General features: G+C 39.7%; 28 protein-coding genes and 1 tRNA gene. 21 read left to right on the forward strand and 8 right to left on the reverse strand.

The window, feature by feature from the left end; translation table 11 throughout:
* The first annotated feature begins 56 nt into the window (after positions 1 to 56).
* Genes thiL through dapB form a run of 4 tightly spaced genes read left to right on the forward strand, consistent with a single transcriptional unit; the run spans position 57 to position 2,980 of the window.
* Positions 57 to 1,037 (forward strand): thiamine-phosphate kinase, encoded by a 981-nt coding sequence (gene thiL, locus RDV53_RS08685; RefSeq protein ID WP_005695999.1) that lies wholly within the window; start codon positions 57 to 59, stop codon positions 1,035 to 1,037.
* Positions 1,037 to 1,531, forward strand: a complete 495-nt coding sequence (locus RDV53_RS08690) for a phosphatidylglycerophosphatase A family protein (protein ID WP_005696004.1) — start codon at positions 1,037 to 1,039, stop codon at positions 1,529 to 1,531. Before thiL ends, RDV53_RS08690 begins: the two co-directional genes overlap by 1 nt.
* A complete protein-coding gene (locus RDV53_RS08695) occupies positions 1,525 to 2,151 on the forward strand; it encodes a LysE family transporter (protein ID WP_005696005.1) in 627 nt (208 codons plus the stop codon). The genes RDV53_RS08690 and RDV53_RS08695 overlap by 7 nt, the downstream gene beginning before the upstream one ends.
* A gap of 16 nt (positions 2,152 to 2,167) precedes the next feature.
* Entirely contained in the window at positions 2,168 to 2,980 is an 813-nt protein-coding gene (gene dapB / locus RDV53_RS08700; protein ID WP_005696006.1) for a 4-hydroxy-tetrahydrodipicolinate reductase, read from the forward strand.
* On the opposite strand, the gene yfaE is transcribed toward dapB, so the two are convergent.
* On the reverse strand, positions 2,975 to 3,223 hold the full coding sequence (gene yfaE / locus RDV53_RS08705) for a class I ribonucleotide reductase maintenance protein YfaE (protein WP_005696007.1): 249 nt from the start codon (positions 3,221 to 3,223) through the stop codon (positions 2,975 to 2,977). The genes dapB and yfaE overlap by 6 nt on opposite strands.
* Before the next feature lie 106 nt (positions 3,224 to 3,329).
* Between yfaE and RDV53_RS08710 the strand changes: the two genes are divergently transcribed.
* The 4 genes from RDV53_RS08710 (at position 3,330) to qseC (ending at position 6,614) form a co-directional block, all read left to right on the forward strand.
* Complete coding sequence (locus RDV53_RS08710; RefSeq protein ID WP_005696010.1) at positions 3,330 to 4,016, forward strand: hypothetical protein; 687 nt, start codon at positions 3,330 to 3,332, stop codon at positions 4,014 to 4,016.
* Positions 4,017 to 4,162: 146 nt separating this feature from the next.
* Positions 4,163 to 4,531: a YgiW/YdeI family stress tolerance OB fold protein gene (locus tag RDV53_RS08715; RefSeq protein WP_032822707.1), complete on the forward strand. Its 369-nt coding sequence runs from the start codon at positions 4,163 to 4,165 to the stop codon at positions 4,529 to 4,531.
* Positions 4,532 to 4,600: 69 nt separating this feature from the next.
* Positions 4,601 to 5,269, forward strand: coding sequence for a response regulator (locus RDV53_RS08720; RefSeq protein ID WP_032804152.1), 669 nt, complete (start codon positions 4,601 to 4,603; stop codon positions 5,267 to 5,269).
* Complete coding sequence (gene qseC / locus RDV53_RS08725) at positions 5,259 to 6,614, forward strand: quorum sensing histidine kinase QseC (RefSeq protein WP_005696013.1); 1,356 nt, start codon at positions 5,259 to 5,261, stop codon at positions 6,612 to 6,614. Before RDV53_RS08720 ends, qseC begins: the two co-directional genes overlap by 11 nt.
* Before the next feature lie 27 nt (positions 6,615 to 6,641).
* Here qseC and RDV53_RS08730 read toward each other — a convergent pair whose 3' ends face one another.
* Positions 6,642 to 7,202: a YceB family lipoprotein gene (locus tag RDV53_RS08730; RefSeq protein WP_005696014.1), complete on the reverse strand. Its 561-nt coding sequence runs from the start codon at positions 7,200 to 7,202 to the stop codon at positions 6,642 to 6,644.
* A 90-nt stretch (positions 7,203 to 7,292) separates the two neighbouring features.
* Here RDV53_RS08730 and RDV53_RS08735 point away from each other — a divergent pair, with 90 nt between their 5' ends.
* The 9 genes from RDV53_RS08735 to tyrA all read left to right on the forward strand — a co-directional run bounded on the left by RDV53_RS08735 (position 7,293) and on the right by tyrA (position 15,524).
* Positions 7,293 to 8,015, forward strand: coding sequence for an RIO1 family regulatory kinase/ATPase domain-containing protein (locus tag RDV53_RS08735; protein ID WP_005696015.1), 723 nt, complete (start codon positions 7,293 to 7,295; stop codon positions 8,013 to 8,015).
* Positions 8,012 to 8,140, forward strand: coding sequence for a hypothetical protein (locus tag RDV53_RS08740; RefSeq protein ID WP_005696016.1), 129 nt, complete (start codon positions 8,012 to 8,014; stop codon positions 8,138 to 8,140). The genes RDV53_RS08735 and RDV53_RS08740 overlap by 4 nt, the downstream gene beginning before the upstream one ends.
* 114 nt (positions 8,141 to 8,254) lie before the next feature.
* A tRNA-Met gene (locus tag RDV53_RS08745) sits at positions 8,255 to 8,331 on the forward strand.
* A 129-nt stretch (positions 8,332 to 8,460) separates the two neighbouring features.
* Entirely contained in the window at positions 8,461 to 8,916 is a 456-nt protein-coding gene (rimP, locus tag RDV53_RS08750; protein WP_005696017.1) for a ribosome maturation factor RimP, read from the forward strand.
* Between the two features lie 15 nt (positions 8,917 to 8,931).
* A complete protein-coding gene (gene nusA, locus RDV53_RS08755; RefSeq protein WP_005696018.1) occupies positions 8,932 to 10,419 on the forward strand; it encodes a transcription termination factor NusA in 1,488 nt (495 codons plus the stop codon).
* 11 nt (positions 10,420 to 10,430) lie between these two features.
* A complete protein-coding gene (gene infB / locus RDV53_RS08760) occupies positions 10,431 to 12,950 on the forward strand; it encodes a translation initiation factor IF-2 (RefSeq protein WP_005696019.1) in 2,520 nt (839 codons plus the stop codon).
* Between the two features lie 62 nt (positions 12,951 to 13,012).
* Entirely contained in the window at positions 13,013 to 13,399 is a 387-nt protein-coding gene (gene rbfA, locus RDV53_RS08765; protein ID WP_005696020.1) for a 30S ribosome-binding factor RbfA, read from the forward strand.
* Positions 13,399 to 14,313: a tRNA pseudouridine(55) synthase TruB gene (gene truB / locus RDV53_RS08770; protein ID WP_005696021.1), complete on the forward strand. Its 915-nt coding sequence runs from the start codon at positions 13,399 to 13,401 to the stop codon at positions 14,311 to 14,313. Before rbfA ends, truB begins: the two co-directional genes overlap by 1 nt.
* 86 nt (positions 14,314 to 14,399) lie before the next feature.
* Positions 14,400 to 15,524, forward strand: a complete 1,125-nt coding sequence (tyrA, locus tag RDV53_RS08775; RefSeq protein WP_005696022.1) for a bifunctional chorismate mutase/prephenate dehydrogenase — start codon at positions 14,400 to 14,402, stop codon at positions 15,522 to 15,524.
* A 43-nt stretch (positions 15,525 to 15,567) separates the two neighbouring features.
* Here the strand turns inward: tyrA and queF are convergent, their stop codons facing one another.
* Genes queF through RDV53_RS08800 form a run of 5 tightly spaced genes read right to left on the reverse strand, consistent with a single transcriptional unit; the run spans position 15,568 to position 19,295 of the window.
* Positions 15,568 to 16,407: an NADPH-dependent 7-cyano-7-deazaguanine reductase QueF gene (gene queF / locus RDV53_RS08780; protein WP_005696023.1), complete on the reverse strand. Its 840-nt coding sequence runs from the start codon at positions 16,405 to 16,407 to the stop codon at positions 15,568 to 15,570.
* Between the two features lie 24 nt (positions 16,408 to 16,431).
* Positions 16,432 to 17,217, reverse strand: a complete 786-nt coding sequence (locus RDV53_RS08785) for a Zn-ribbon-containing protein (protein ID WP_005696025.1) — start codon at positions 17,215 to 17,217, stop codon at positions 16,432 to 16,434.
* A gap of 2 nt (positions 17,218 to 17,219) precedes the next feature.
* Positions 17,220 to 17,594 (reverse strand): SufE family protein, encoded by a 375-nt coding sequence (locus RDV53_RS08790; RefSeq protein ID WP_005696026.1) that lies wholly within the window; start codon positions 17,592 to 17,594, stop codon positions 17,220 to 17,222.
* Positions 17,588 to 18,790, reverse strand: a complete 1,203-nt coding sequence (locus tag RDV53_RS08795) for a cysteine desulfurase (protein ID WP_005696027.1) — start codon at positions 18,788 to 18,790, stop codon at positions 17,588 to 17,590. Before RDV53_RS08795 ends, RDV53_RS08790 begins: the two co-directional genes overlap by 7 nt.
* On the reverse strand, positions 18,780 to 19,295 hold the full coding sequence (locus RDV53_RS08800; protein WP_005696029.1) for a thermonuclease family protein: 516 nt from the start codon (positions 19,293 to 19,295) through the stop codon (positions 18,780 to 18,782). Before RDV53_RS08800 ends, RDV53_RS08795 begins: the two co-directional genes overlap by 11 nt.
* 112 nt (positions 19,296 to 19,407) lie before the next feature.
* On the opposite strand from RDV53_RS08800, the gene RDV53_RS08805 reads away from it, so the two are divergent.
* Genes RDV53_RS08805 through RDV53_RS08820 form a run of 4 tightly spaced genes read left to right on the forward strand, consistent with a single transcriptional unit; the run spans position 19,408 to position 23,864 of the window.
* The gene (locus RDV53_RS08805) at positions 19,408 to 19,824 is read left to right on the forward strand and encodes a CidA/LrgA family protein (protein ID WP_005696030.1); all 417 of its coding nucleotides are present in this window, start codon (positions 19,408 to 19,410) and stop codon (positions 19,822 to 19,824) included.
* A gap of 9 nt (positions 19,825 to 19,833) precedes the next feature.
* Positions 19,834 to 20,526 (forward strand): CidB/LrgB family autolysis modulator, encoded by a 693-nt coding sequence (locus tag RDV53_RS08810; RefSeq protein WP_005696031.1) that lies wholly within the window; start codon positions 19,834 to 19,836, stop codon positions 20,524 to 20,526.
* Positions 20,523 to 21,875, forward strand: a complete 1,353-nt coding sequence (locus tag RDV53_RS08815; RefSeq protein WP_005696032.1) for an anti-phage deoxyguanosine triphosphatase — start codon at positions 20,523 to 20,525, stop codon at positions 21,873 to 21,875. The genes RDV53_RS08810 and RDV53_RS08815 overlap by 4 nt, the downstream gene beginning before the upstream one ends.
* A gap of 45 nt (positions 21,876 to 21,920) precedes the next feature.
* Complete coding sequence (locus RDV53_RS08820; protein ID WP_005696034.1) at positions 21,921 to 23,864, forward strand: ABC transporter ATP-binding protein; 1,944 nt, start codon at positions 21,921 to 21,923, stop codon at positions 23,862 to 23,864.
* A gap of 42 nt (positions 23,865 to 23,906) precedes the next feature.
* On the opposite strand, the gene RDV53_RS08825 is transcribed toward RDV53_RS08820, so the two are convergent.
* Positions 23,907 to 25,277 (reverse strand): sodium-dependent transporter, encoded by a 1,371-nt coding sequence (locus RDV53_RS08825; RefSeq protein ID WP_005696035.1) that lies wholly within the window; start codon positions 25,275 to 25,277, stop codon positions 23,907 to 23,909.
* Positions 25,278 to 25,279 lie beyond the last annotated feature (2 nt).

Raw genomic sequence — 25,279 nt, forward strand, 5'->3', positions numbered from 1 at the left:
TATTTAAATGTAGGGTAGACAAATGTCTGCCCTTTGTTTTTTGGTGTGCAGATAAAATGAGTACGGGTGAATTTGATCTTATAGGGCGATATTTCTCAATACAAAAAGGCAATCAACACTTTGTTGATTTCAGTATTGGGGATGATTGTGCAATCACTCATATTCCAGAAGGCTATCAGCTTGCCATTACCACCGATACAATGGTCGAGGGCTCGCATTTTTTATCTTCCATTTCTCCCCAAGATTTAGCGTATAAAGCTATCGCGACAAATCTAAGTGATTTAGCTGCTATGGGCGCTAAACCCGCTTGGATTTCTCTTGCACTCACATTACCTGAAGTTGATGAAAACTGGCTGAGCCAATTTAGTCAAAGCTTGTTTGATACATTAAATCAATATGATGTAACATTAATTGGTGGCGATACAACGAAAGGCCCACTTTCTATAACCATTACGGCACAAGGTTTCGTACCAAAAGGAAAGGCTTTATTCCGACATAACGCGAAGGTTGGTGATGTAATTTATGTATCGGGCACGTTAGGTGATAGTGCAGCGGGTTTAAATTGGATCTTACAAGGTAAAAGTGCGGTCGATTTTGATACTGAATTTTTAGTAAAACGCCATTTTCATCCAACGCCACGCGTTGAATTAGGTCAAGCCTTAGTGAATGTAGCGCATTCATGCATAGATATTTCAGATGGTTTTGTTGCTGATTTAGGGCATATTTTAACGAGAAGCCAATGTTCTGCAGAGATTGAGTTATCTACCTTGCCTTTATCCACACCACTCAAAAAAACATATCGCTTAGAAAAGACAGAAGCGTTTGCATTAAGTGGCGGGGAAGATTATGAGCTTTGCTTTACGGTTCCTGCAAATAAAAAGGCCGAGATTGAAAAGTTATCCCAATCGTTGAATATACCTTGCACTTGTATCGGAAAAATTGTTCAGCAAAATAACAATCCGATTACTTTTTTTAAAGATGGACGTATCATCAATTATCAAGCGCTGTCTGGTTTCGATCATTTTAAGGATAAATAATGAATAGTTCACCTCTTGATAGAGTTAGCTTAAAAAATCCAGTTCATTTACTTGCATTAGGTTTCGGTTCAGGACTCATTCGTCCTGCACCGGGGACATGGGGAAGTTTAGCCGGAACGATTTTAGGTTCGGCATTATTAGCTTGTCTTGGACTAAAAATCTTCTTAATTTTGACCGCACTTTGTTTTGCGCTTGGCTGTTACTTATGTCAAAAAACGGCTGATGATATGGGCGTTCATGATCACGGTTCTATTGTTTGGGATGAATTTGTTGGGGTATTTATCGTATTAGCCTCGATTCCAACTTTATCATTACCTTGGATTGTCATTGCCTTTATACTTTTCCGTTTCTTTGATATTTTAAAACCTTATCCAATCCGATACTTTGATCAAAAACTGAAAAGCGGTTTTGGGATTATGATGGATGATGTTTTAGCAGCAGTCTATGCTGTTATCGTGATTGCGATACTAAGTATTGTAGGCTTGCCATGCTAAATTTGATGATTATTCATCTTGTTGGTTTACTTTCGCCTGGCCCTGATTTTTTCTATGTCAGTCGAGTTTCAGCGATGAGTTCTCGTCGAGAAGCCATTGGTGGCGTGATTGGGATTACCATTGGGGTATTAATCTGGGCGACGGCTGCTGTTTTAGGGCTCGCCATTATTTTTGCCACCATGCCAATTATTCAAGGCATTGTGATGATGCTTGGTGGAGCCTATTTAGTTTATCTCGGCATTAAAATGGCAAAAGTAAAAAACAATGCGGTTTTTGATGAAAAGCAGAATGCAAATGTGCCAAATCAATCAACCTTAACGAGCATTATGAAAGGCTTATTAGTCAATTTATCTAATGCTAAAGTTGTGATTTATTTCAGCAGTGTGATGTCATTGGTTCTAGTGAATATTACCGAAACATCACAAATTTTGACCGCACTTGCCGTGATTACCGTAGAAACCTTTTTATATTTCTATATCATTTCGGTGCTTTTCTCTCGTTCTGTTGCAAAACAGTTTTATAGCCAATATAGTCGCTATATTGATAATGCAGCAGGGCTGATTTTTATTTTCTTCGGAATCTATTTAATTTATAGTGGCGTTCAACACGCTTTAATTTGATAAAAAAGGACAAAACATGACATTAAAAATTGCGATCGCCGGTGCTGGCGGAAGAATGGGGCGTCAATTAATTCAAGCCGTACATAATGCAGAAGGAACAGAATTAGGTGCGGCTTTTGAACGTAAGGGTTCCTCTTTAGTCGGTGCAGATGCCGGTGAGCTTGCGGGTATTGGTGCATTAGGTATCAAAGTATCAGATGATTTAAATGCAGAAAAAGACAACTTTGATTTGCTGATTGATTTCACGCGTCCGGAAGGCACGCTTGAGCATATCGCATTTTGTGTCGCTAATAATAAAAAGATGGTAATTGGTACCACAGGTTTTGATGATGTAGGTAAAGCCGCAATTCAAGCCGCATCAGAAAAAATTGCCATTGTATTTGCCTCAAATTTCAGCGTAGGGGTGAATTTGGTGTTTAAACTATTAGAAAAAGCTGCCAAAGTGATGGGTGATTATTGCGATATCGAAATCATTGAAGCACACCATCGTCACAAAGTGGATGCACCATCTGGTACCGCACTTTCTATGGGTGAACACATTGCGAAAACTCTTGGGCGTGATTTGAAAACACATGGCGTATTTTGTCGCGAAGGCATTACAGGCGAACGCAAACGTGATGAAATTGGTTTCTCTACCATTCGTGCTTCAGATGTAGTGGGGGAACATAGTGTCTGGTTTGCGGATATTGGAGAGCGCGTTGAAATTGCTCACAAAGCATCAAGCCGTATGACCTTTGCTAATGGCGCAGTGCGTGCAGGTAAATGGTTGGAAAAACAATCTCACGGATTGTTCGATATGACAGATGTGTTGGATTTGAATAATTTATAATTCTATTTCTAAATCACTTTCCACCCGACAACAACAGAGCAAAATCTCATCGGGTTGGATAAAGGCAAGGGGGGCTTCAGCGTAAGACACCTTGCCTTTTGTGATCTTCACGCGGCAAGAACCACAATAGCCCGAACGACATTGATATTCATGGTGAATTTGATGTTGTTCTAAAAAGTTAAGCAGGGAAGTTTGGTTATCGAAATCTAAGGTGATTTGGCGCTGAATAAGATGAATTTTCATGAAACAAAATAAAACAAAATTTTGCTCATTATAGAAGAAAGAGAAGTAAAACTCACGGCTCTTTTGTTGTAATATAGCGAGCTAATATTCATCATAAGGGAAGAACATGCAAACCTTTCTAAAATTAACGTTAATTTCAACCGCGCTTTTATTAACGGCTTGTAGCACCATTTCAAAAGAGCCGGTTAAGCATATTGATATGTATGTAAAGCCTTATTATGATGCCAGAGATGGGCGACTTGAACAGATTAATGTGAACAAAGATATTGATGCGTTATTACTGAAAAATACACAAAAAGATTTTGAAAGTGCGGTCAATATTATTGAGAAAAAAGTGGATTTTGTTTCTCCGATGACAATGTTTGCACTTTCTGCTCGTGCTTATGATTTTGGTTTACGTGATGAAGCAGTAAAATGGTTTTATCGTGGGCAAAACCGTTTAATCACCGCGTTATATGTGTTGGATTTAGATAAATTAACAGTATCGAATAATACAGCATTTGGGCAATTAGTGGGACAGCATGTTAATCCCTATGCGTTCTGTGATTTGAATAAGCAACACAAGGCATCGCAAGATGCGATTGACTGGGCGAAAAATCACCCATATCAGACTGTATTTTTACCTCAATTACCAAGCAAACATCCAGATAGAAAACAGGCATTAAAAGAAGCAGAGGCAAAACTTGATGCGCGCCTAGTTGAGCAAGACCGCTATTTTGCTAATCCTGAAAATAAAGCAAAATGGGAGAAAGAACGCCAAGATAACTTGGTGAATGAGCGATTTTGTTGGTGATTTTAAAAAAATTTAAAAATCTTAAGGTTGCTTAAGATTTCATTAAGATTTGTTGTGTTTAATAAGCATCAACAAGGCGGCAATGAGGATAATCCTTCGCTTTGAAACATGATTAATTTATGCTTAATTCTATTTAGGAGAACATGATGAAAAAATTTGCTTTAGCGACTCTTTTAGCTTTATCTACTTCAGTGGCATTTGCTGGTTTTAATGGCAACACTGCACAAGGTGGCTTCCAAGGTGGTGATCAAGGTCAACAACTTACTGTTAAACAAGCATTATCTGCGAAAGATAATTCTATGATTACCTTAGTAGGTAACATCACTCAACAAATTGATGGTGATGAATATGTTTTCACCGATGGTACAGACCAAATCAAATTGGAAATTAAAAACCGTGTTTGGAATGGTTTAAATGTGGGACCTCAGGATAAAATCCGCGTTTACGGTAAATTAGATAATGACGCTTTTGAAAAAGCAGAGCTTGAAGTCATTAGCGTTGAAAAAGCGCAATAATTCATATAATTTGAAGTGGTGGGCAAAAGCCCGCCATTTTTTCGTTTTAAGAAAAGTGCGGTCAATATTATGCGAGTTTTATTAGTAGAAGACGATCCTCTCATCGGCAATGGTCTGCAAATTGGTTTAACGAAATCAGGCTTTATTGTAGATTGGTTTACTGATGGGCAAAGTGGATTAAACGCCTTAATCGGCGCGCCTTATGATGCAGTGGTATTGGATTTAACCCTGCCTAAACTAGATGGTTTGGAGGTATTAAAACAATGGCGTTCAAATAATCAAGATGTGCCAGTGTTGATCTTAACTGCACGTGATACATTGGATGAACGCATTAAAGGCATTCAACAAGGTGCGGATGATTATCTTTGCAAACCCTTTGCCTTGGCTGAAGTGGTGGTGCGATTGCAAGCATTAATTCGTCGTCGTTATGGGCAAGTTAAACCACAGATTGAGCATGGCAATGTCAAACTCGATCCTGCACAGCGTAAGGCTTGGTTGAATGAGGATGAAATTACATTAACTGGACGTGAATATAAATTACTCGAGCTTTTTATGCTGAATAAAGAACGAGTGCTTTCACGTGCGACCATTGAAGAAAAACTGTCAAATTGGGATGAAGAATTAAGTAGCGGAGCATTGGACGTACATATTTATAATTTGCGTCAAAAGCTGGGTAAACAATTTATTCGTACTGTACATGGTGTAGGCTATGCTTTAGGACAAGTTAATGAAAAATAAACGACTGAGTTTCCGTCTCTTAATCGGTTTAAGTTTGACCGCACTTTGTGTGTGGTGCGTTGCCACGGCTGTTGCTTGGACGGTTGTTAAAAAAGAAGTCAAAGATGTGTTTAATGCACAACAAGTACTTTTTGCCGAGCGTTTGGCAGCTTCTGATTTGAAAAATGTATTATTGGGCGAAAATGCGAACTTTCCACGTGGTGGATTTAAATCACAGAAACGTCATTACGATAATGATGCGTTAGCCTTTGCCATATTTTCTAACAAAGGTGAAAGATTATTAACCGATGGTGATAATGGCGATAAATTTATTTTTCAAAATAAAACTGGTTTTAGTAAAGCGCATATTTTAGATGATGACGATGAATGGTTGATTTATTGGCAACCTGTTGGTAATGGTGAATTGGTGATCGCCGTAGGTCAAGAGTTAGAATATCGTGAAGAGTTAGTCAATAAAATGGTCTTCAGCCAAACAGGGATTTGGTTTGCTGGATTACCAATACTATTATTGGTCGCGTTTATTGTGATTTATCGTGCATTAAAACCGATTAATCGATTGAGTCGAAACGTACAAGCTCGCCGACCAGGTGATGTATCGTTATTAGAAGATGATGATGTGCCGACAGAGATTCTACCGTTAGTTCAAAATTTAAATCAATTTTTTACGCGTACTGGTGAGCAGTTGGAACGGGAGAGACGTTTTGTTTCCGATGCCGCACATGAATTACGCAGTCCATTAGCGGCATTACGTATTCAAACAGAAGTCGCACAGTTGGCTGGCGATGATGCACAAACACGTGAAACGGCTTTAGCGCATTTAACCCAAGGTATCGACCGAGCAACTCAATTAATCGAACAGCTTCTTACGCTTTCCCGATTAGATAATTTTAAAGAATTAAATCGTCAGGAACCGATTCGTTGGTCAGAAATGATAACTTCACTTATCGGTGAGTTATATTTCAGTGCGCAGCAACGCCAAATCGAATTGCAGTTTGATCATCAAGGAGAACCCGCCGTTAAGCAAGGACAGCCATTATTACTTGCACAAATGCTACGAAATTTATTGGATAATGCCATTAAATACTGTCCGCAAGGTACTCAGGTACGTTTGATTTTGCAGCCGCGTAAGATTCTTATCGAAGATAATGGCGGTGGTGTTGACCCAGAAGAATTAGCAAAATTAGGGCAGCGTTTTTATCGTCCGGCAGGACAAAATGAAAAGGGAAGTGGGCTTGGATTGTCTATTGTGGCAAGAATCGCAGAATTGCACCATTACCGTTTCTGCCTGGAAAATATTGAAGATAACGGACACACTCAAGGTTTGCGAGCTATCATTGAGTTATAAAAAAGGGCGTTTAATACGCCCTTTTTGTTAAAACATTCCACCAATTAATTCCAATCGACCTTTTTCAACTTTAATTTCTTTGGCAAATTTCTTAATGAGCATTTGTTTCATATCACTTTCATCTAAGGTGTAAACCGGCATCTGACTTAATAAGGCTGCTACACCATCGCTTAATAGCGGCATAACATCTTGGAGTTGCTCCATGGCACTATTAGGTTCGCCAGACCAGCGTAAAATTCGCAGATTTTTTAAATAGAGTGCACCTTCTTGTGCGTTATACTCTGGAACGGCATCAAAGGTTAAATTCAATTTAGCTGGGTAGGTTTTACCGGATAAACGGATAAGTGTATCAACCAAACCGCTCATTTCAACACGATTGCTTTCAGTTTGCCCGATTTTAGTCACCAAATCTTTCAGTGCGTAATCGACAGAAAATAATCCTGGAATACCGAGTTTGTCATTAATTGTGCCTTTTTCACTTAAATACTGGTTAATTTGTTGCTCGCTGATGCTAAAAGGGGAAGCTTGTACAGATAGCGTAAAGAAACCTAATGTCAGTACGGTAAGCACTTTTTTGAAAAAATGCATATTTTTCTCCTTGATTGAAAAAGAATAAAAATTTTGTAGAATGTATCGCTTATCTTTTCACTATACAATAAAAATTTTAGGTAAGAGAACATGAGTTTGTCGTTTAAAGCCCATGTACAAATGCTTCTTAAAGAACACCGTGGGGAACGTGTTTTCCAATTTGAATATTTAGGGAAACATTATTGGTTAAAACAACCCGAGCAATTAAAAGGGATATGGTTATTATTAAAACCGCATCCAAAGCAACATTTTAAAGAAGAGTGTGAAATACTACAGCATCTAAATAATATTGGTGCACCAGTACCTAAATTATGTTATTTCGGTGATAATTATTTAGTATTGGAAGATGCGGGGCCAACATTAAACATCTGGCTGAATGATGAAACGTTGTCTTGGGCAGAAAAATCACATATTTTGCATTCAGCGATAGATATATTGATTAATCTTCATCAACAAGGCATTATTCATGGGCGTCCAGCCATACGGGATATTGCATGGAAAGATGGTAAGATTAGTTTTATGGACTTTGAATCCCATTCAAAAAGCCATAATGAACACTGGTTGATTACACGTGATATGCTGGCATTTTTAGACAGTTTATGTCGTGTGAAAAGCTTAGATGATGAAAAGCTTGATGAATTATTTAATTATTATAAATCTCATTGCCCGACAACTTATTGGACTGATATGTTGTCTTATGTGAGAAGATTTCGTTGGCTTTATTATCTTTTACTTCCGTTCAAACCGATTGCACGAACGGACCTATTGGCCGTTTATCGGTTATTTGAACATTTAACAAAGGAAAATCTATGAAAAAATTATTTTTAGTGGCTGTATTAAGTGCTTTAGTGAGTGCTTGTTCTGTTGGTGTAGGTGCTGGCGGCGGCAGTAATGGTGTGGGCGTTGGAGTAGGTCTTGGCACTGGCTTTGGATTCTAACTCTCACTTTAGATAAAGCAAAGGGCGGTCAAAAAATCTTACGTTTTCAAGAAAATTAGCAGAAATCGCTTGATCTTTTGATTTAGATCACTATAATACACTCCATATTTCGGACGCGGGGTGGAGCAGCTTGGTAGCTCGTCGGGCTCATAACCCGAAGGCCGTCGGTTCAAATCCGGCCCCCGCAACCAATAACAAGTTCAGTAGTAAGAACCCCAAGTTTGGGGTTTTTTTGTACGAGAAATTTAGAAACTGGGCTTAGGTTCATTGACGAACCTAACCCTTTTTTTATGTCTGAATTTTAAGATTAGGAGCAAAAATTGGCAACATTAGAACAAAAATTGCAAGAGATGCTTCAAGGTGCAGTAGAAGACTTAGGCTGCGAGCTTTGGGGAATTGAATGCCAACGTGCAGGGCGTTTTATGACCGTGCGTTTATTCATTGATAAAGAAGGTGGCGTAGGCGTTGATGATTGTGCTGATGTAAGTCGTCAAGTGAGCGCGATTTTAGATGTGGAAGATCCGATTGCGGATAAATATAACCTAGAAGTATCATCACCAGGTCTCGATCGTCCATTATTTACGCTTGAACAATTCCAACGTTATGTGGGTGAGGATATCGCCGTGCATTTACGTATTCCTGTTTTAGATCGTCGTAAATGGCAAGGTAAGTTGGAAAAAATTGAAAATGACATGTTGACACTTATTGTTGATGGTCAGGAGCAAGTTCTTATTTTTGGCAACATTCAAAAAGCCAATGTAATCGCAAAATTTTAAAGGAGAAAAAGGAAAATGAGTAAAGAGATTTTGTTAGCTGCTGAAGCAGTATCTAACGAGAAGTTATTACCACGCGAAAAGATTTTTGAAGCATTAGAGAGTGCGATTGCACTTTCAACGAAGAAAAAATATGACTATGAAACCGATATTCGTGTATCTATCAATCCTAAAACAGGTGAGTTTGATACATTCCGTCGTTGGTTGGTGGTTGATGAAGTTAAAGTGCCAACAAAAGAAATGACATTAGAAGCGGCACAATTTGAAGATCCGAATATTCAACTTGGTGATTATGTCGAAGATCAAATTGAGTCTATCGCATTTGACCGTATTGCAATGCAAACCGCTCGCCAAGTTATCAGTACAAAAATCCGTGAAGCAGAACGTGCAAAAGTAGTTGAGCAATTCCGTTCTGAAGAAGGCAAGATTGTTACGGGTACGGTGAAAAAAGTAAACCGTGAAAGCATTATTTTAGATTTAGGCAATAAAGCTGAAGCCGTGATTATGCGTGAAGATATGCTTCCTCGTGAGAACTTCCGTCCTGGCGATCGTGTTCGTGGTGTGCTTTATAAAGTGAATCCAGAAAGCAAAACCGCACAATTATTTGTGACTCGCGCAAAACCTGAAATGTTAATCGAGTTATTCCGTATTGAAGTACCAGAAATCGGCGAAGAAATGCTTGAAATTCGTGGTGCGGCACGTGATCCTGGTTCTCGAGCGAAAATTGCGGTGAAATCAAATGATAAACGTATCGATCCAGTTGGTGCGTGTGTGGGTATGCGCGGTGCACGCGTTCAAGCGATTACCAATGAATTAGGTGGCGAACGTGTGGATATCGTACTTTGGGATGACAATCCAGCACAATATGTGATCAATGCAATGGCACCAGCTGATGTGACTTCAATTATCGTAGATGAAGATAATCACTCAATGGATATTGCGGTTAATGCTGACAACTTAGCACAAGCAATTGGTCGTAACGGTCAAAACGTACGTTTAGCGACACAATTAACCGGTTGGACATTAAATGTCATGACTACCGAACAATTAAATGAGAAACATCAAGCAGAAGATACTAAAGTATTAAATTTATTCATGGATAAATTAGGTCTTGATGAAGAGTTTGCTCAAATCTTAGTAGATGAAGGTTTTACTTCATTAGAAGAAGTGGCTTATGTTCCTGTGAGCGAACTGAGTGCAATTGATGGTTTAGAAGATGAAGATCTTATCGAAGAATTACAAGGTCGCGCAAAAGATGCCATTACTGCAGCTGCTGCAGCTGAAGAAGAAGCCTTGAAAAAAGCGAATATTGAAGATCGTTTATTAAATCTTGAAGGGATGAATCGTCACATTGCCTTTAAATTAGCTGAAAAACAAATTACTACGCTTGAAGAACTTGCTGAGCAAGGTGTAGATGATTTAGCTGATATCGAAGAATTAACCGCAGAGCAAGCCGCTGACTTTATTATGGCTGCGCGTAATATTTGCTGGTTTAGCGAAGAGTAAGGAGTTTAATAATGACTGAAGATGTAAAAAATGCGGATGCGAATGCACCGAAAAAACTAAGTATTCAACGCAGAACAAAAACAACCGTAAGCAGTACAACAGCTGGCGGTAAAGCAAAAGCGGTACAAGTTGAAGTTCGTAAAAAACGTACTGTGCCAACAGATGCCGCTCGAAAAGCAGCTGAGGCAGAAAAATTAAAAGCACAGCAAGAAGCAGAAAAGAAAGCGGCAGAAGAAAAAGCACGTTTAGCTGCTGAAAAAGCTGCAGCTGAAAAAGTGAAAGCTGAAAAAGCGAAGGTTGAAGCAGAAAAAGCAGCGAAACCAGCACAAAGTGCGGTTGAAAATAAACCTAAATCTGTTGATCCAGAAAAAGAAAAACGTAAAGCGGAAGAAGCGGAACTTCGTCGCAAAGCAGAAGAACTTGCTCGCCAAAAAGCAGAAGAGCAAGCGCGTAAAGCAGCTGAAGATGCTAAACGTTATGCTGAAGCGGATACGTCAAGCAATGAAAGCGCATCAGAAGATTATACTGATTACAATTTAAGCTCTCGTTATGCTTTAGAAGCAGAAGACGAAGAAGAACGTCGTAATGAAAATCGCGGTCGCGGTAAAAATAAAGTCGCTAAAGCGAAAAAAGAACGCGATGACGTGAAAGGCGGCAATAAAAATGAGCGCGAATCTAACCGTAAAAATCAAAAAGACGGTAAATTCGGTAAAGGTAAAAATGGTAAGAAAGGTGCAGCATTACAACAAGCCTTCACAAAACCTGTTCAGGTTGTGAAACAAGATGTTGTTATTGGTGAAACCATTACCGTTGCAGAATTAGCAAATAAAATGGCAACCAAAGCGACTGAAATCATCAAAGCAATGATGAAGATGGGCGAAATGGTGACCATTAACCAAGTGCTTGACCAGGAAACGGCACAATTAGTGGCTGAAGAATTAGGTCACAAAGTGATTCTTCGCAATGAAAATGAACTTGAAGAAGAAGTATTAGGCGATCGTGATGTTAACGCAGAAAAAGTGACTCGTGCACCAGTTGTAACGATCATGGGGCACGTTGACCATGGTAAAACCTCATTGCTTGACTATATTCGTAAAGCGAAAGTTGCTGCAGGTGAGGCGGGTGGTATTACTCAGCACATTGGTGCGTACCACGTAGAAATGGATGACGGCAAAATGATCACCTTCTTAGACACGCCGGGACACGCCGCATTTACTTCAATGCGTGCACGTGGTGCGAAAGCAACGGATATCGTAGTTCTTGTTGTTGCGGCAGATGATGGTGTGATGCCTCAAACCATTGAAGCGATTCAACATGCGAAAGCAGCAGGTGCGCCTTTAGTGGTTGCGGTGAACAAAATTGATAAACCAGAAGCAAATCCAGACCGAGTAGAACAAGAATTACTTCAACACGAAGTGATTTCTGAGAAATTCGGTGGTGATGTGCAATTCGTTCCTGTTTCTGCGAAGAAAGGTACCGGTGTTGATGACTTATTAGATGCCATCCTACTTCAATCAGAAGTACTTGAATTAACAGCTGTAAAAGACGGCATGGCAAGCGGTGTAGTGATTGAATCTTACCTTGATAAAGGTCGTGGTCCGGTTGCGACAATTCTTGTTCAATCAGGTACTTTACGTAAAGGTGATATCGTACTTTGCGGTTTTGAATACGGTCGTGTTCGTGCAATGCGCGATGAAAACGGTAAAGAAATCGATGAAGCAGGCCCATCTATCCCGGTTGAAGTATTAGGTCTTTCTGGTGTACCAGCAGCGGGTGATGAAGCGACTGTAGTGCGTGATGAGAAAAAAGCACGTGAAGTCGCATTACACCGTCAAGGTAAGTTCCGTGAAGTGAAACTTGCTCGTCAGCAAAAAGCGAAACTTGAAAATATGTTTAGCAATATGGCTGAAGGTGATGTTGCTGAACTGAATATCATCGTAAAAGCAGACGTACAGGGTTCTGTGGAAGCGATTATTCAATCGTTACAAGATCTTTCTACTGATGAAGTGAAAGTGAAAGTTGTTGGTTCTGGTGTCGGTGGTATTTCTGAAACTGATGCAACCCTAGCGGCAGCCTCTAATGCGATTATTGTTGGCTTTAACGTACGTGCGGACGCTTCTGCTCGTCGTATTATCGAAGCAGAAAACATTGACCTTCGTTATTACTCCATCATTTATGAACTATTAAATGATGTGAAAGCCGCGATGAGTGGTATGCTACAACCTGAATTCAAACAAGAAATTATCGGCTTGGCTGAAGTGCGTGATGTGTTTAAACATCCGAAATTTGGTGCAATTGCAGGTTGTATGGTGACCGAAGGTGTAGTAAAACGCAACAACCCAATCCGTGTATTACGTGATAACGTGGTAATTTTTGAAGGTGAATTGGAATCTCTCCGTCGCTTTAAAGATGACGTTTCTGAAGTCCGTAATGGTATGGAATGTGGTATCGGCGTTAAAAACTACAATGACGTGAAAGTCGGCGACCAAATCGAGGTGTTTGAAGTCGTTGAAGTTAAACGTTCAATCTAATCGATAAAAAGAGCGGTCAAAATTCAACGTATTTTTGACCGCTTTTTAATAAGAGAAATATTATGGCAAGAGAATTTAAACGCAGCGATCGCGTTGCACAGGAATTACAAAAAGAAATCGCCATCATTTTGCAACGTGAAGTGAAAGATCCCCGTATTGGCATGGTAACCGTGTCTGATGTGGAGGTATCAAGCGATTTAGCTTATGCAAAAGTGTTTGTCACATTTTTGTTTGATCATGATGAAGTAGCGATCGCACAAGGCATGAAAGGGTTAGAAAAAGCAGCACCTTATATCCGTTCATTAGTGGGTAAAGCGATGCGCTTACGCATTGTGCCGGAAATTCGTTTCTTCTACGATCAATCCTTAGTTGAAGGGATGCGTATGTCTAATTTAGTAACAAACGTAGTACGTGAAGACGAGAAAAAACACGTTGAGGAAAATGACTAATGTCGAGACCTCGTAAGCGTGGACGTGATATTGATGGCGTATTTTTATTAGATAAGCCACAAGGCATGTCATCGAATGACATTATGCAAAAGGTGAAACGCGTATTCCAAGCGAATAAAGCAGGACATACCGGTGCGCTCGATCCATTAGCAACCGGTATGCTGCCTATTTGTTTAGGTGAAGCTACAAAGTTTTCTCAGTTTTTGTTAGATGCAGATAAACGCTATGTGGTTACAGCAAAATTAGGTGAACGTACGGATACCTCAGATGCTGAAGGGCAAGTGGTCGAAACGCGCCCTGTCAATGTGGAAACATCACAAATTTTGACCGCACTTGAACAATTCCGTGGTGATATTTTGCAAGTACCAACCATGTTTTCTGCATTAAAGCACAATGGAAAACCGTTGTATGAGTATGCTCGCGCAGGCATTACCGTAGAACGTGAAGCCCGTCCTATCACGATTTTTGAGATAAACTTTATCGAGTATCAAGCACCTTCTTTAACTTTAGAAGTGCATTGTTCGAAAGGAACCTATATCCGCACATTAGTGGATGATTTAGGTGAAGTGTTAGGTTGTGGCGCTCATGTGACAGTGTTACGTCGAACTGCGGTTGCGGATTATCCAACAGAAAAGATGATGACATGGGATGCTTTGCAGGCGCTTGCGGAGCAAGGTGATCTTGATCAACATCTTTTACCAATAGATACAGCAGTCAGTAAATTACCTGCATTAAAGTTAAACGCAGAGCAAAGTAAAGGTATAGGCTTTGGACAGCGCGTTAAATTTGCTAATGAAGCAAAATTGCGTGGTCAAGTGCGGTTGTTTTCTGACAAGAATATCTTTTTAGGCGTGGCACTTATCGATGATAACAATGTAATTCGTCCGCAACGTTTGATTACACAATCTCTCTAACCATTTGCCTTTCTGTTTTAATTCCAGTAATCTCACCTGTAACCTTTTAATTGCAATCTATGTAAATAAGATATTACAGGTGAATTATGGATGCTCTTAGCCATTTACGTCAGGAAATTGATGCGCTCGATCGTGAACTGATTCAACTTTTTGCTAAACGCCTCGAACTGGTAACCCAAGTCGGCGAAGTAAAACATGAAAAAGGTTTACCGATTTATGCACCAGATCGTGAATTAGCGATGTTACAAGCACGCCGAGAAGAAGCGGCGAAAGCAGGAATCTCTCCACAACTCATCGAAGATGTGCTGCGTCGTTTCATGCGAGAATCTTACTCCAATGAAAATCAATTTGGTTTTAAAACTCTGAATCCAGCCATTAACAAAATTGTTATTGTCGGCGGTTACGGAAAAATGGGGCAATTACTTGCCCGCTATTTGCGCGCTTCTGGTTATCCTATTTCTATTTTAGATCTAGATGATTGGGATGTGGCAGAACGCATTTTAACGAATGCAGATGTTGTCATTGTTTCCGTGCCAATTGATCACACGTTAGAAACCATAGAACGTTTAAAACCCTATTTAACGGAAAATATGCTATTGGCGGATCTCACCTCCGTGAAACGAGCACCATTGGCTAAAATGTTAGACGTGCATAAAGGGGCAGTGGTTGGGCTGCATCCAATGTTTGGACCTGATATTGCTAGCATGGCAAAACAAGTGGTTGTGCGTTGTGATGGGCGTTTTAGTGAACGTTATGAATGGTTGCTAGAGCAAATTCAAATCTGGGGGGCTAAAATTTATCAAATTGATGCGTCAGAGCACGACCACAATATGACGTATATTCAAGCATTACGTCACTTTTCCACCTTTGCGAATGGTCTGCATCTTTCTAAACAGCCCGTCAATTTAAGCAATTTATTGGCGCTATCTTCCCCGATTTATCGTTTGGAATTAGCCATGATTGGTCGTCTATTCGCCCAAGATGCGGCACTTTATGCCGATATTATTATGGATAAGCCAGAAAATTTAGATGTGATTGAAAGCTTGAAACAAACTTATGAAGAGGCGTTACAATTCTTTGAAAAAGGCGATCGCCAAGGATTTATTGATGCGTTCCATCAAGTGAGAGAATGGTTTGGGGAATATTCTGATCAATTTTTGCAAGAAAGTCGTCAGTTATTACAACAAGCTCACGATTTACGTCACGTATAAAGTAAAAAGTGCGGTTGATTTTCACCGCACTTTTTCTTTTTACTTATTGTCTTGCCAAACGTAAATTTTGTGGAATTTCCTCAAAGTTCGAACGGAATGGATTAATGTCCAATCCACCACGGCGCGTATAACGTGCATAGACGGTGAGTTTTTCTGGTTTGGCGTAATGCATCAAGTCACAGAAAATACGCTCGACACACTGCTCGTGAAACTCATTATGTTGACGGAAAGACACTATGTAGCGGAGAAGTTTTTCGCGATCGATTTGCTTACCCACATAATGAATTTGCACGGTTCCCCAATCCGGCTGACTGGTGATAAGACAGTTAGATTTCAATAAATGGCTTACTAAGGTTTCTTCCACCACGTTATTGGACGTACAATCTTGCAAAATGTCTGCATCAAATTCGTAGCTGTGGATTTCGATATCCTGATCATCAATGCAATCGCCCGGTAAAGTATCAATACTTTGTCCTTGATAATGGGATAAAGGATGCAAACGTACTTTGACCTCGCCTTGAGCACAAGCACTTAGATCTTCACGCATAGTGCGTTCTACGCTAGCAAAATCAGCAAATTTACTTTGGTTAAAGCTATTTAAGTAGAGTTTAAAGCTTTTCGATTCAATTAAATTTTCACTGCGATAATCAATTTCCACATCGGCAATAGCTACTTGTGGCAAACTTTTTGGATTTAACCAAGAAATTTCGTAGGCTGTCCAAATATCCGTCCCTTCGGAAAATGGCTGCTGTTCAGTTATGCCTAAGCCATCACGATTGAGTTTTCGAGGCACGGGTTGTAACAAAGTGCGGTCATAATTCGCAGCATATTCTGTTGCTTGACCGAGTTTTAAAGATTGAAGGCTTTTATCTTGATAGTTCATTTGTTTTCCTGAATGACGAAAGCGTTATAAAAAATTCCACGACACATTCGAGACTAATCGACATTGGTCGCATTTAAAGTAAATTACATCAAATAGTGGTGCGTCTAATGTCCAATCGCCACCACATTGCGGGCAACAGCGTTGTTGTTCCGATTCTAAAGAATGTCCACCGACACGGTATAAATAATAATAGGTCGGTATGCCGCTTTCTTTTTCGATTTCAGCAGCAAGGTAGCGTCCATGTTTGCTAAGCGTGCTATTAACCTCGGCGATTTCATTTAACGCTTCTTTTTCTAAAGCTGAACCATTCATTTGCAACTGATCGCAAGCCTGCCAATTTTCCTGCCATTTAATCAAATCTTGGCTTAAGTGCGGTTGATTTTTTAGCTGTTTATAAAGTGGAATTGGGGAGAAATCATCTCCGCTATGCAATGGCGAGCAAGATTGCAAATGTGTGGTATAAAGCATCTGCCATGCAGGATGGCTGCATTCTGCGGTGCTGTCTGCATTTAAATCATCGGCAATAATTTGAAAACCTTGAAATTTTAGACCGCACTTTTCAGCATTTTCCATCGCCAGATTTACAGTTTGGTTATTATTCTCGGGTAAAAGACTATCTTGCTCAGGGCAAATAACGCGCATCGCAAAACCTTGTTCGCCATCTTCTTCCGTTAAATAAAGGGGGATTTCACGGCCGATAATTTGTCCGTTATAACGCCATTGGTCGGTGACTGCATTGAGTAAACGGCTTTGTTGCCCAATATCATTTTCTAAGGCGGTTAATTTAAAAAAGGGTTCGATCAGATACATAATTACAGATTGTGCAAGATTTCTTCGATTTGCTTTAAACCATTTAAGCGGGTTTCACTTAAGCGAGAGGCAATACCAAGCTCATCAAAAAATTGACGAATATTAAATTGTTGTAATTGGTCTCGGGTTTTACCGTTGATGTGTTGTAACAACAACCATAACAAACCATTCATAATGCGCGCTTCGCTGTAAGCTTGAAATTGAAACGTACCGTCATTTTGTAGAATGGTCATAAACCAAAGTCCCGCTTCGCAGCCTTGAATTGATTGCATTTGAGCCAATTCATCTGGAGAAGGTTGAGGAAGATGTTTACCGGCTTGAATAATGAAACGGTAACGATCTTCCCAATTTTTTGCCTGTTTAATGTTTTCTAGCATGTTAATAACTCTAAGGATTTATCTAATGCCGCAAAAAAAGCGTCCACATCTTGCGGGCTATTGTAAGGCGCAAAAGAAAGTCGTAATGTGGTGCGCTCGCCAAGGCGGGCTAAGTAAGGTTGGGCGCAATGTTCGCCAACACGCAACGCAATTTTTTGTTCACTTAATAGGGTAGCAAGATCGGATGCTGCAATGCCATCAAAAACAAAACATACAACAGAACTTGCTTGCGGTGAATTGAATAAACGACAATTCGGATAGTTTTTCAACCGCACTTTACTTTGCTCGGCAAGTTCAACAGCATGTGTCTCGGCTGCCTGAAAATCCCATTTTTTGAGCCAATCTAGCACTGCACCAAAGCCAATCACGCCAGCAATATTCGGTGTGCCAGCCTCTAATCGATAAGGCAAATCAGCAAAGGTAATACATTCATGGGATACGCGCTCAATCATTTTTCCACCGTAAAAAAGCGGTTGTAGCAGGGAAAGTGAGCTTAATTTTCCGCTTAATACGCCAATGCCGTTTGGCCCATAAATTTTGTGTGCCGAAAAGGCAATAAAATCCGCATCTAATGCCTGCAAATCAATTTGTATATGGCTAATAGCCTGAGCGGCATCCACTAAAACGAGCGCATTGCTATGTTGACGAATTAGGTGAATTAAATGTTGAATATGTTGTTCTGTTCCCGTTACGTTGGAAACAAAATTGAGCGCCACTAATTTGGTTTTCTCATTTAAGGCTGCAATTAAGGCATTTTCATCGATTAACCAATTATCCAAAATAGGCAACACTTGAATTTTCGCTCCGCATTTTTTCGCTGTCTCATGCCACGTAACAAAATTAGCATGATGGTCTGCTTGGCTAATTAAAATCTCGTCATCCGTATGCAAAGAGGGGAGTAAACCATTAGCGACTAAATTAATGCTATGCGTCGTTCCTAAAGTCCAAATCACTGCTTTTTCATCTTCTGCATTAATTAAGGTTTTAACTAAGTGACGGGCATTTTCATATTGTGCTGTTTGTGCGGCTTCATACTGACTACGATGCACGGAGCCTGCCGATTGATAAAAAGTACTTGTTGCATCAATTAGTGCTTGAGGTTTTAATGCTGTTGCCGCATTATCCAAATAAACCACGGCATTTGACGATTTAAAATAAGGAAATTCATTTTTAAATGATTGATAATCAAAAGCCATGTTGACCTCCATGTTTGCCTGCTTTGTTCTGTTTTCGCCATTCATAAGGGGCAATAGGGTTGGAATCTCGCCATAAGCCAATTTTTTGTTGTTGGGCAAAATCTTGTGCCTGAAAGTAGAGTGGATTTTTAACATATTGCGGATAAACCCACGCCATGCCGTTTTTTACCATTTCTAAGTTGATGTTTTGTTCTTGCAGGTAAACCGTTGCCAAAATACGTTGGTAACGATCGTAACCAGAAACGGACAACGTCACATTTTGTTTGAAAACTAGCTGGGAAAGATATTGTTTGGCTTTTTTTCCAAATGGCTGGCCTTTTTCAGGAGCATCAATTTCTTGTAATCGTACTTTAAATTGTTTTTTAGTGGGTAAGAGGCAAGTTAGGGTGTCGCCATCGCTGACACCTACAACCCAACATGCCATTTGGCGTTCAGTAGCGACTGAAAATTGCGTCCAAAGTGCGGTCAAAATTAGGGCTAAAAATAAGAAAGCATTTTTAATCATTTGGAATTTCTTTGATCTATATCGCAATATTTAACTAAAAAGAGAGGGTAATTCTAACAAAAAAAGCGTAAAATAAATTTGAATTATTGTTAAATAAGTTGAAAGAGGAAATATGTTACTCCAAAAAGGCATTCAACTAGTTCGTTCGCTTGTCATTTTATACATTATATTACTACTCGGCAATTTGATTTCTCACTATATCCCTTTGGGGATTCCTGGTAGCATTTGGGGGTTATTACTACTTTTTTTAGGCTTAACGACACGTATTATTCGTTTAGAATGGATTTATTTGGGTTCTAGTTTGTTAATTCGGTATATGGCAGTACTTTTTGTGCCAGTGAGTGTAGGCATTATCAAATATTATGATTTACTTGTTTCTCAATGGAAAATTTTACTCATTCCAAATATTCTCAGTACTTTTCTGACGCTCTTTATTATCGCATTTTTGGGTAATTATTTGTTTTACAAGCAATCTTTTACTCATAAACGTCAGAAAGTATTAGAGAAACGTAATTTTCAGGCAGACTAAGGTTTTATTATGCAGTATGCAATTTATCTTTATACTGGTTTAACGATTTTTGGATTTTGGCTCGCATTACAAATTAGTAAACGTTGGAAGTCCATGATTTTCAATACTTTCGTACTTACTGTATCTATTCTCGTTTTTATCTTAGAGGTAGGAGGTATTCCTTATGATAATTATATGGCAGGAAATGCGCCGATTAATAATTTATTAGGATTGAGTATTGTTGCACTGGCGTTACCGTTGTATGAACAACTTCGTCAAATTGCCAAACAGTGGAAAATTATCCTTTCAGTCGTCACATTGGCTTCGATATTCTCAATGTTTACAGGGGCTATTTTTGCTATTATTTTAGGCGCAAGTCCTGAAATGGTAGCTACAGTATTACCAAAATCGATTACTACCCCTATTGCGATGGAAGTGTCTTCACATTTAGGCGGTATTCCCGCCGTGACTGCGGTAGGTGTGGTCGTTGCCGGTTTACAAGGCTCCGTTTTTGGTTATCTTATCTTGAAAAAAGTCGGGATTAAACAACAAGAAGCGGTTGGCTTATCTGTTGGTGCAGTTTCTCACGCATTAGGTACGGTAAGTTGTATGGAAGCGGATCCGAAAGCAGGTAGTTATAGTTCGATTTCTTTGGTACTTTGCGGTATTATGAGCTCCATTTTAGCACCCTTAGTATTCCATATTATTCGTCTATTTTTATGAGAACCCAACTAGCTGATTTTTGGACGGAACGTTTCCTCCCTGATCCGCCGCGCGAAAAAGATCATCGACCTCCCTTTCGTCGTGATCGCGGACGGATTTTACATTCCGCCGCTTTCCGTTGTTTACAAGCAAAAACACAAATTCACGCGGTGGGCGAAAATGATTTTTATCGTACGCGCCTAACTCATTCTCTTGAAGTAGCACAAATCGGTAGCAGTCTTGTTTCCCAATTAAAATTTTCGGAAAGTTATGTTGCTATTTCAGACCAGCTTCATATTGAAAAAAGTGAATTACAGAAACAACTCAGACCTTTATTACCAAGTAATGATTTAATTGAAAGTTTGTGCTTTGCGCATGATATTGGCCATCCACCATTTGGTCATGGTGGGGAAGTGGCCCTCAATTATATGATGCGGAATCATGGCGGCTTTGAAGGCAATGCGCAGACATTTCGTATCATTACTAAACTTGAGCCTTATACTGAAACCGCAGGGATGAATTTAACGCGTCGTGCTATTTTAGGCGTGGTGAAATATCCGAATATTTTAGACTTATCTTCCCCTCAATATGTCCAGTTGCCGCATACTGAAAGCGCTGATCCACGTTATGTCAAAATTAGTGATTGGAAACCAGGAAAAGGGTTATTCCGTGATGACGTCACAATGTTTGATTGGCTGTTGCAAAATCTTTCTGAAAATGACCGCACTTTATTTGGTTCATTTCAAAAAGTGCGGTCAAATCCTGCCGAGTTTTTAAAAACACAATTTAAATCGTTAGATTGTAGCATTATGGAGTTGGCAGACGATATTGCCTATGGCGTACATGATTTAGAAGATGCGATTGTGACCGGTGTAGTAAATCAACATCAATGGCAAGGAGCCTTAGATGAACTTAAAACGATTCCTTCGGATTGGCTGGCAAAAAATATAGAGCAAGTCAGCCAACGATTGTTCTCCAATCATCATTTTGAACGTAAAAATGCCATTGGTGCATTAGTGAATTTCTTTATTACTCATGTACGTTGGAAAGTTACCGGCAATTTTGATGAGCCTTTGTTACGTTATAACGCAGAACTACCGAAAGATGTGATTGCTGCATTAAATGTGTTCAAAAAATTTGTGTGGAAATACGTGATTCGTCATGTGGAAACGCAACGTATTGAATATAAAGGGCAACGCATTCTCACGGAAATGTTTCAGATTTTTGAGTCGGACCCCGAACGTTTATTGCCAACGAATACCGCTAATCGCTGGAGAAATGCACCAGAACAGGGCAAAAAACGCATTATTTGTGATTATATTGCGGGCATGTCAGATGCCTATGCCTTAAAGGTTTATCACCAGCTTTAAAGTTCGGTTATTTTTATTGATATTTTGAATTTATAGGACAATTTTGTGGCATTAATTAGTTTAACTAACGCTTATCTTTCTTTTAGTGATCATCCCTTACTTGATCACGCTGAACTGCATATTGAACCGAATGAGCGAGTGTGTTTGGTAGGGCGTAACGGTGCGGGTAAATCAACATTATTAAAAATTATTGCACAGCAAGTCACCATGGATGACGGCAAAGTGCAGTATGAAAAAGACTTGGTCGTGTCCCGTTTAGAGCAGGATCCGCCACGTCATGCGGAAGGCAACGTGTTTGATTATGTGGCGGAAGGCATTGAGCATTTGGCGGATTTATTAAAGGAATATCACCATATTTCACAAGAGTTGACACAAAATTACAGTGAACAAATTCTTAATCAACTGGCACAAGTGCAAGACAAATTAGAGCATGCCAACGGCTGGCAATTTGAAAATAAAATCAATGAAGTTCTGCAAAAGCTCGAGTTAAATCCTGATACTAAATTAGCTGATTTATCGGGTGGTTGGTTGCGTAAAGCCGCTCTTGCACGTGCTTTGGTATGTAACCCCGATGTTTTGTTATTAGATGAACCGACCAACCATCTGGACGTAGATGCAATTGAATGGTTAGAAAACTTCTTATTAGAATTCACTGGAAGTATTGTGTTTATTTCTCATGACCGTTCTTTTATCCGCAAAATGGCCACTCGTATTGTGGATTTAGACCGCGGTAAATTAGTGTCTTATCCTGGTGATTATGATTTATACCTCACCGCTAAAGAGGAAATCTTACGTGTCGAAGCATTGCAGAATGAGCTTTTTGATAAGTGCTTAGCGCAAGAAGAGGTTTGGATTCGTCAAGGTATTAAAGCTCGCCGTACGCGTAATGAAGGCCGTGTGCGCGCTTTAAAAGCCATGCGTGAAGAACGTCGTCAGCGTCGTGAGGTGATGGGTACTGCTAAGTTACAATTAGATAACTCAAGTCGTTCTGGCAAAATCGTGTTTGAAATGGAAGATGTGAGCTATGAAATTGAAGGCAAACAACTTCTCAAAGATTTCAGTACGACCATTTTACGTGGCGATAAAATTGCATTGGTTGGCCCAAATGGTTGCGGAAAAACCACATTTATTAAACTTTTATTAGGTGAAATCAAGCCAACCAGTGGTCGTATTCATTGTGGTACAAAATTAGATATCGCTTATTTTGATCAATATCGCGCTGATCTTGATCCAGAAAAAACGGTGATGGATAACGTTGCCGATGGCAAACAGGATATTGAAGTCAATGGTATAAAACGCCATGTGTTAGGCTATTTGCAGGACTTCTTATTTCCACCGAAACGCGCCATGACACCTGTCAAAGCGCTTTCAGGTGGTGAACGTAATCGCTTGTTATTAGCTAAATTATTACTGAAACCGAATAATCTATTGATTCTCGATGAACCAACCAATGACTTGGATGTAGAAACCTTAGAATTATTGGAAGAAATCCTCACGGATTATCAAGGCACCTTATTGATTGTCAGCCATGATCGTCAGTTTATTGATAACGTCGCGACGGAGTGTTATTTCTTTGAAGGCGACGGTGTATTGAATAAATACGTAGGCGGTTTCTTTGATGCGAAAGGACAACAAGCCAATTACTTTGCCATGAAAGCAGAGCAAGAAGCTAAAAAAATCAAAAAAGAAGCACCAAAAGCACAGGAAAGTGCGGTTAAAAATGACGTTGTTTCCCAAAAGCCAAAATCTGTTAAACTTTCTTATAAAGAACAACGTGAGTTAGAACAGCTACCACAATTATTGGAAGAATTCGAAGAGAAAATCACCGCACTTCAAGCTGAAATTGGTGACCCTCACTTTTTCCAACAAGCCCATGATGTAACAGATGCGAAGCTTAAAGAATTAGCGGATACGGAAGCAGAACTTGAAACAGCCTTCCTCCGTTGGGAAGAGCTTGAAGAGAAAAAGACTCAAGCTGAAGCAAAATAAGGTATAGATAAAAAGAAACCGAGCTAAATAGCTCGGTTTTTGTTACATATTACTGATAAAAATCACCAAAATAATCACAGGAACCACAAATTTGACATAGTTAAACCAGATTGTAGTGAAAAGTGAATTTGGCGTTGGTGATAGCTCTTTTTTTGCATCGTCTTTTAACACGAAACCAACGAAAATGGCACAGCCAAGTGCGGTCAGCATAAAGAGAATATTGCCACTGACGAAATCGAAGGCATCGAAAATGCTTTTACCGAAGATAGTGAAATCTTTCCAAAGGTTGTCACCTAAAATAGAGGGCACATTACCTAATAAGAAAATCCCCATTAAGGTCACAAAAATCGCTTTACCACGGCGCATTCTGAGTTTTTCTTGCAATGCGGTGATGATGACTTCATAAATCGTAATTGATGTGGTTAATGCCGCAATAAGCAATAAGCCGAAGAACACGATAGCAAAGAATTTACCCGCCCATAAATGTGAGAATACAATTGGTAAACTTTGGAAAACCAAGGTTGGGCCAGCGTTAGGTTCAATACCGAATGTAAATAATGATGGGAAGATCATAAAACCACATAACACAGCGATAATGGTATTGGTGAAACCTGTAATAACCGCTGTGTGAATAAGGTTTTCTTCTTTGTTTAAATAGCTGGAGAGGGTAATCAATACACCGAAACCAAGACTTAATGCAAAGAATACTTGACCTAATACGAAAATGAATAATTTAGGTGTGATTTTACTGAAATCTGGTTTTAAGTAGAAAGTCACACCTTCCATTGCACCCGGTAAGGTAAGATTACGAATTACCATACCAATTAGGAAGATGAATAGTAATGGCATTAAGTATTTTACAGAACGTTCAATCCCGCCGATGATACCTTTTGCCAAAATAATGTAATTCACCGCAACGAACAGGAAGGTATAAAGCATGATTTCCCATGGGCTGTTGCTGATGTGTAAATCGTAGAAATCTTTGGCCACTTCTTTTGTAATTGGTGCGCTAATATCAAGGGTGTTATTAATCAGACTGATGATATAAGACATCACCCAACCACCTAATACCATGTAATAAGCCATGATACCAAATGCGCCAAGAAGCCCCATGTAACCAAGAATCTTCCAATATTTGGAGATGATTTTACCTTTATCCTGGATTTTGTCGCCAAAGGCATCAATGGAATTCACACGCAAACGGCGACCAATAACGTTTTCCACTAAAATCATTGGGATACCAATGACAATCATCGCGATACAAAAAAGGAGTACGTAGGCACCGCCGCCATTTTCACCCACTAAATAAGGAAAGCGCCAAGTGGCTCCAAAGCCAACTGTCGCGCCCGCAACGGTGAGCACATAAGTTAGTCGGCTAGACCACGTTTGGCGAGATTGAGTGTTTGTAGTCATAA

The sequence above is a fragment of the Haemophilus parainfluenzae ATCC 33392 genome (assembly GCF_031191205.1).
Classification (GTDB): Bacteria; Pseudomonadota; Gammaproteobacteria; order Enterobacterales; family Pasteurellaceae; genus Haemophilus_D; species Haemophilus_D parainfluenzae.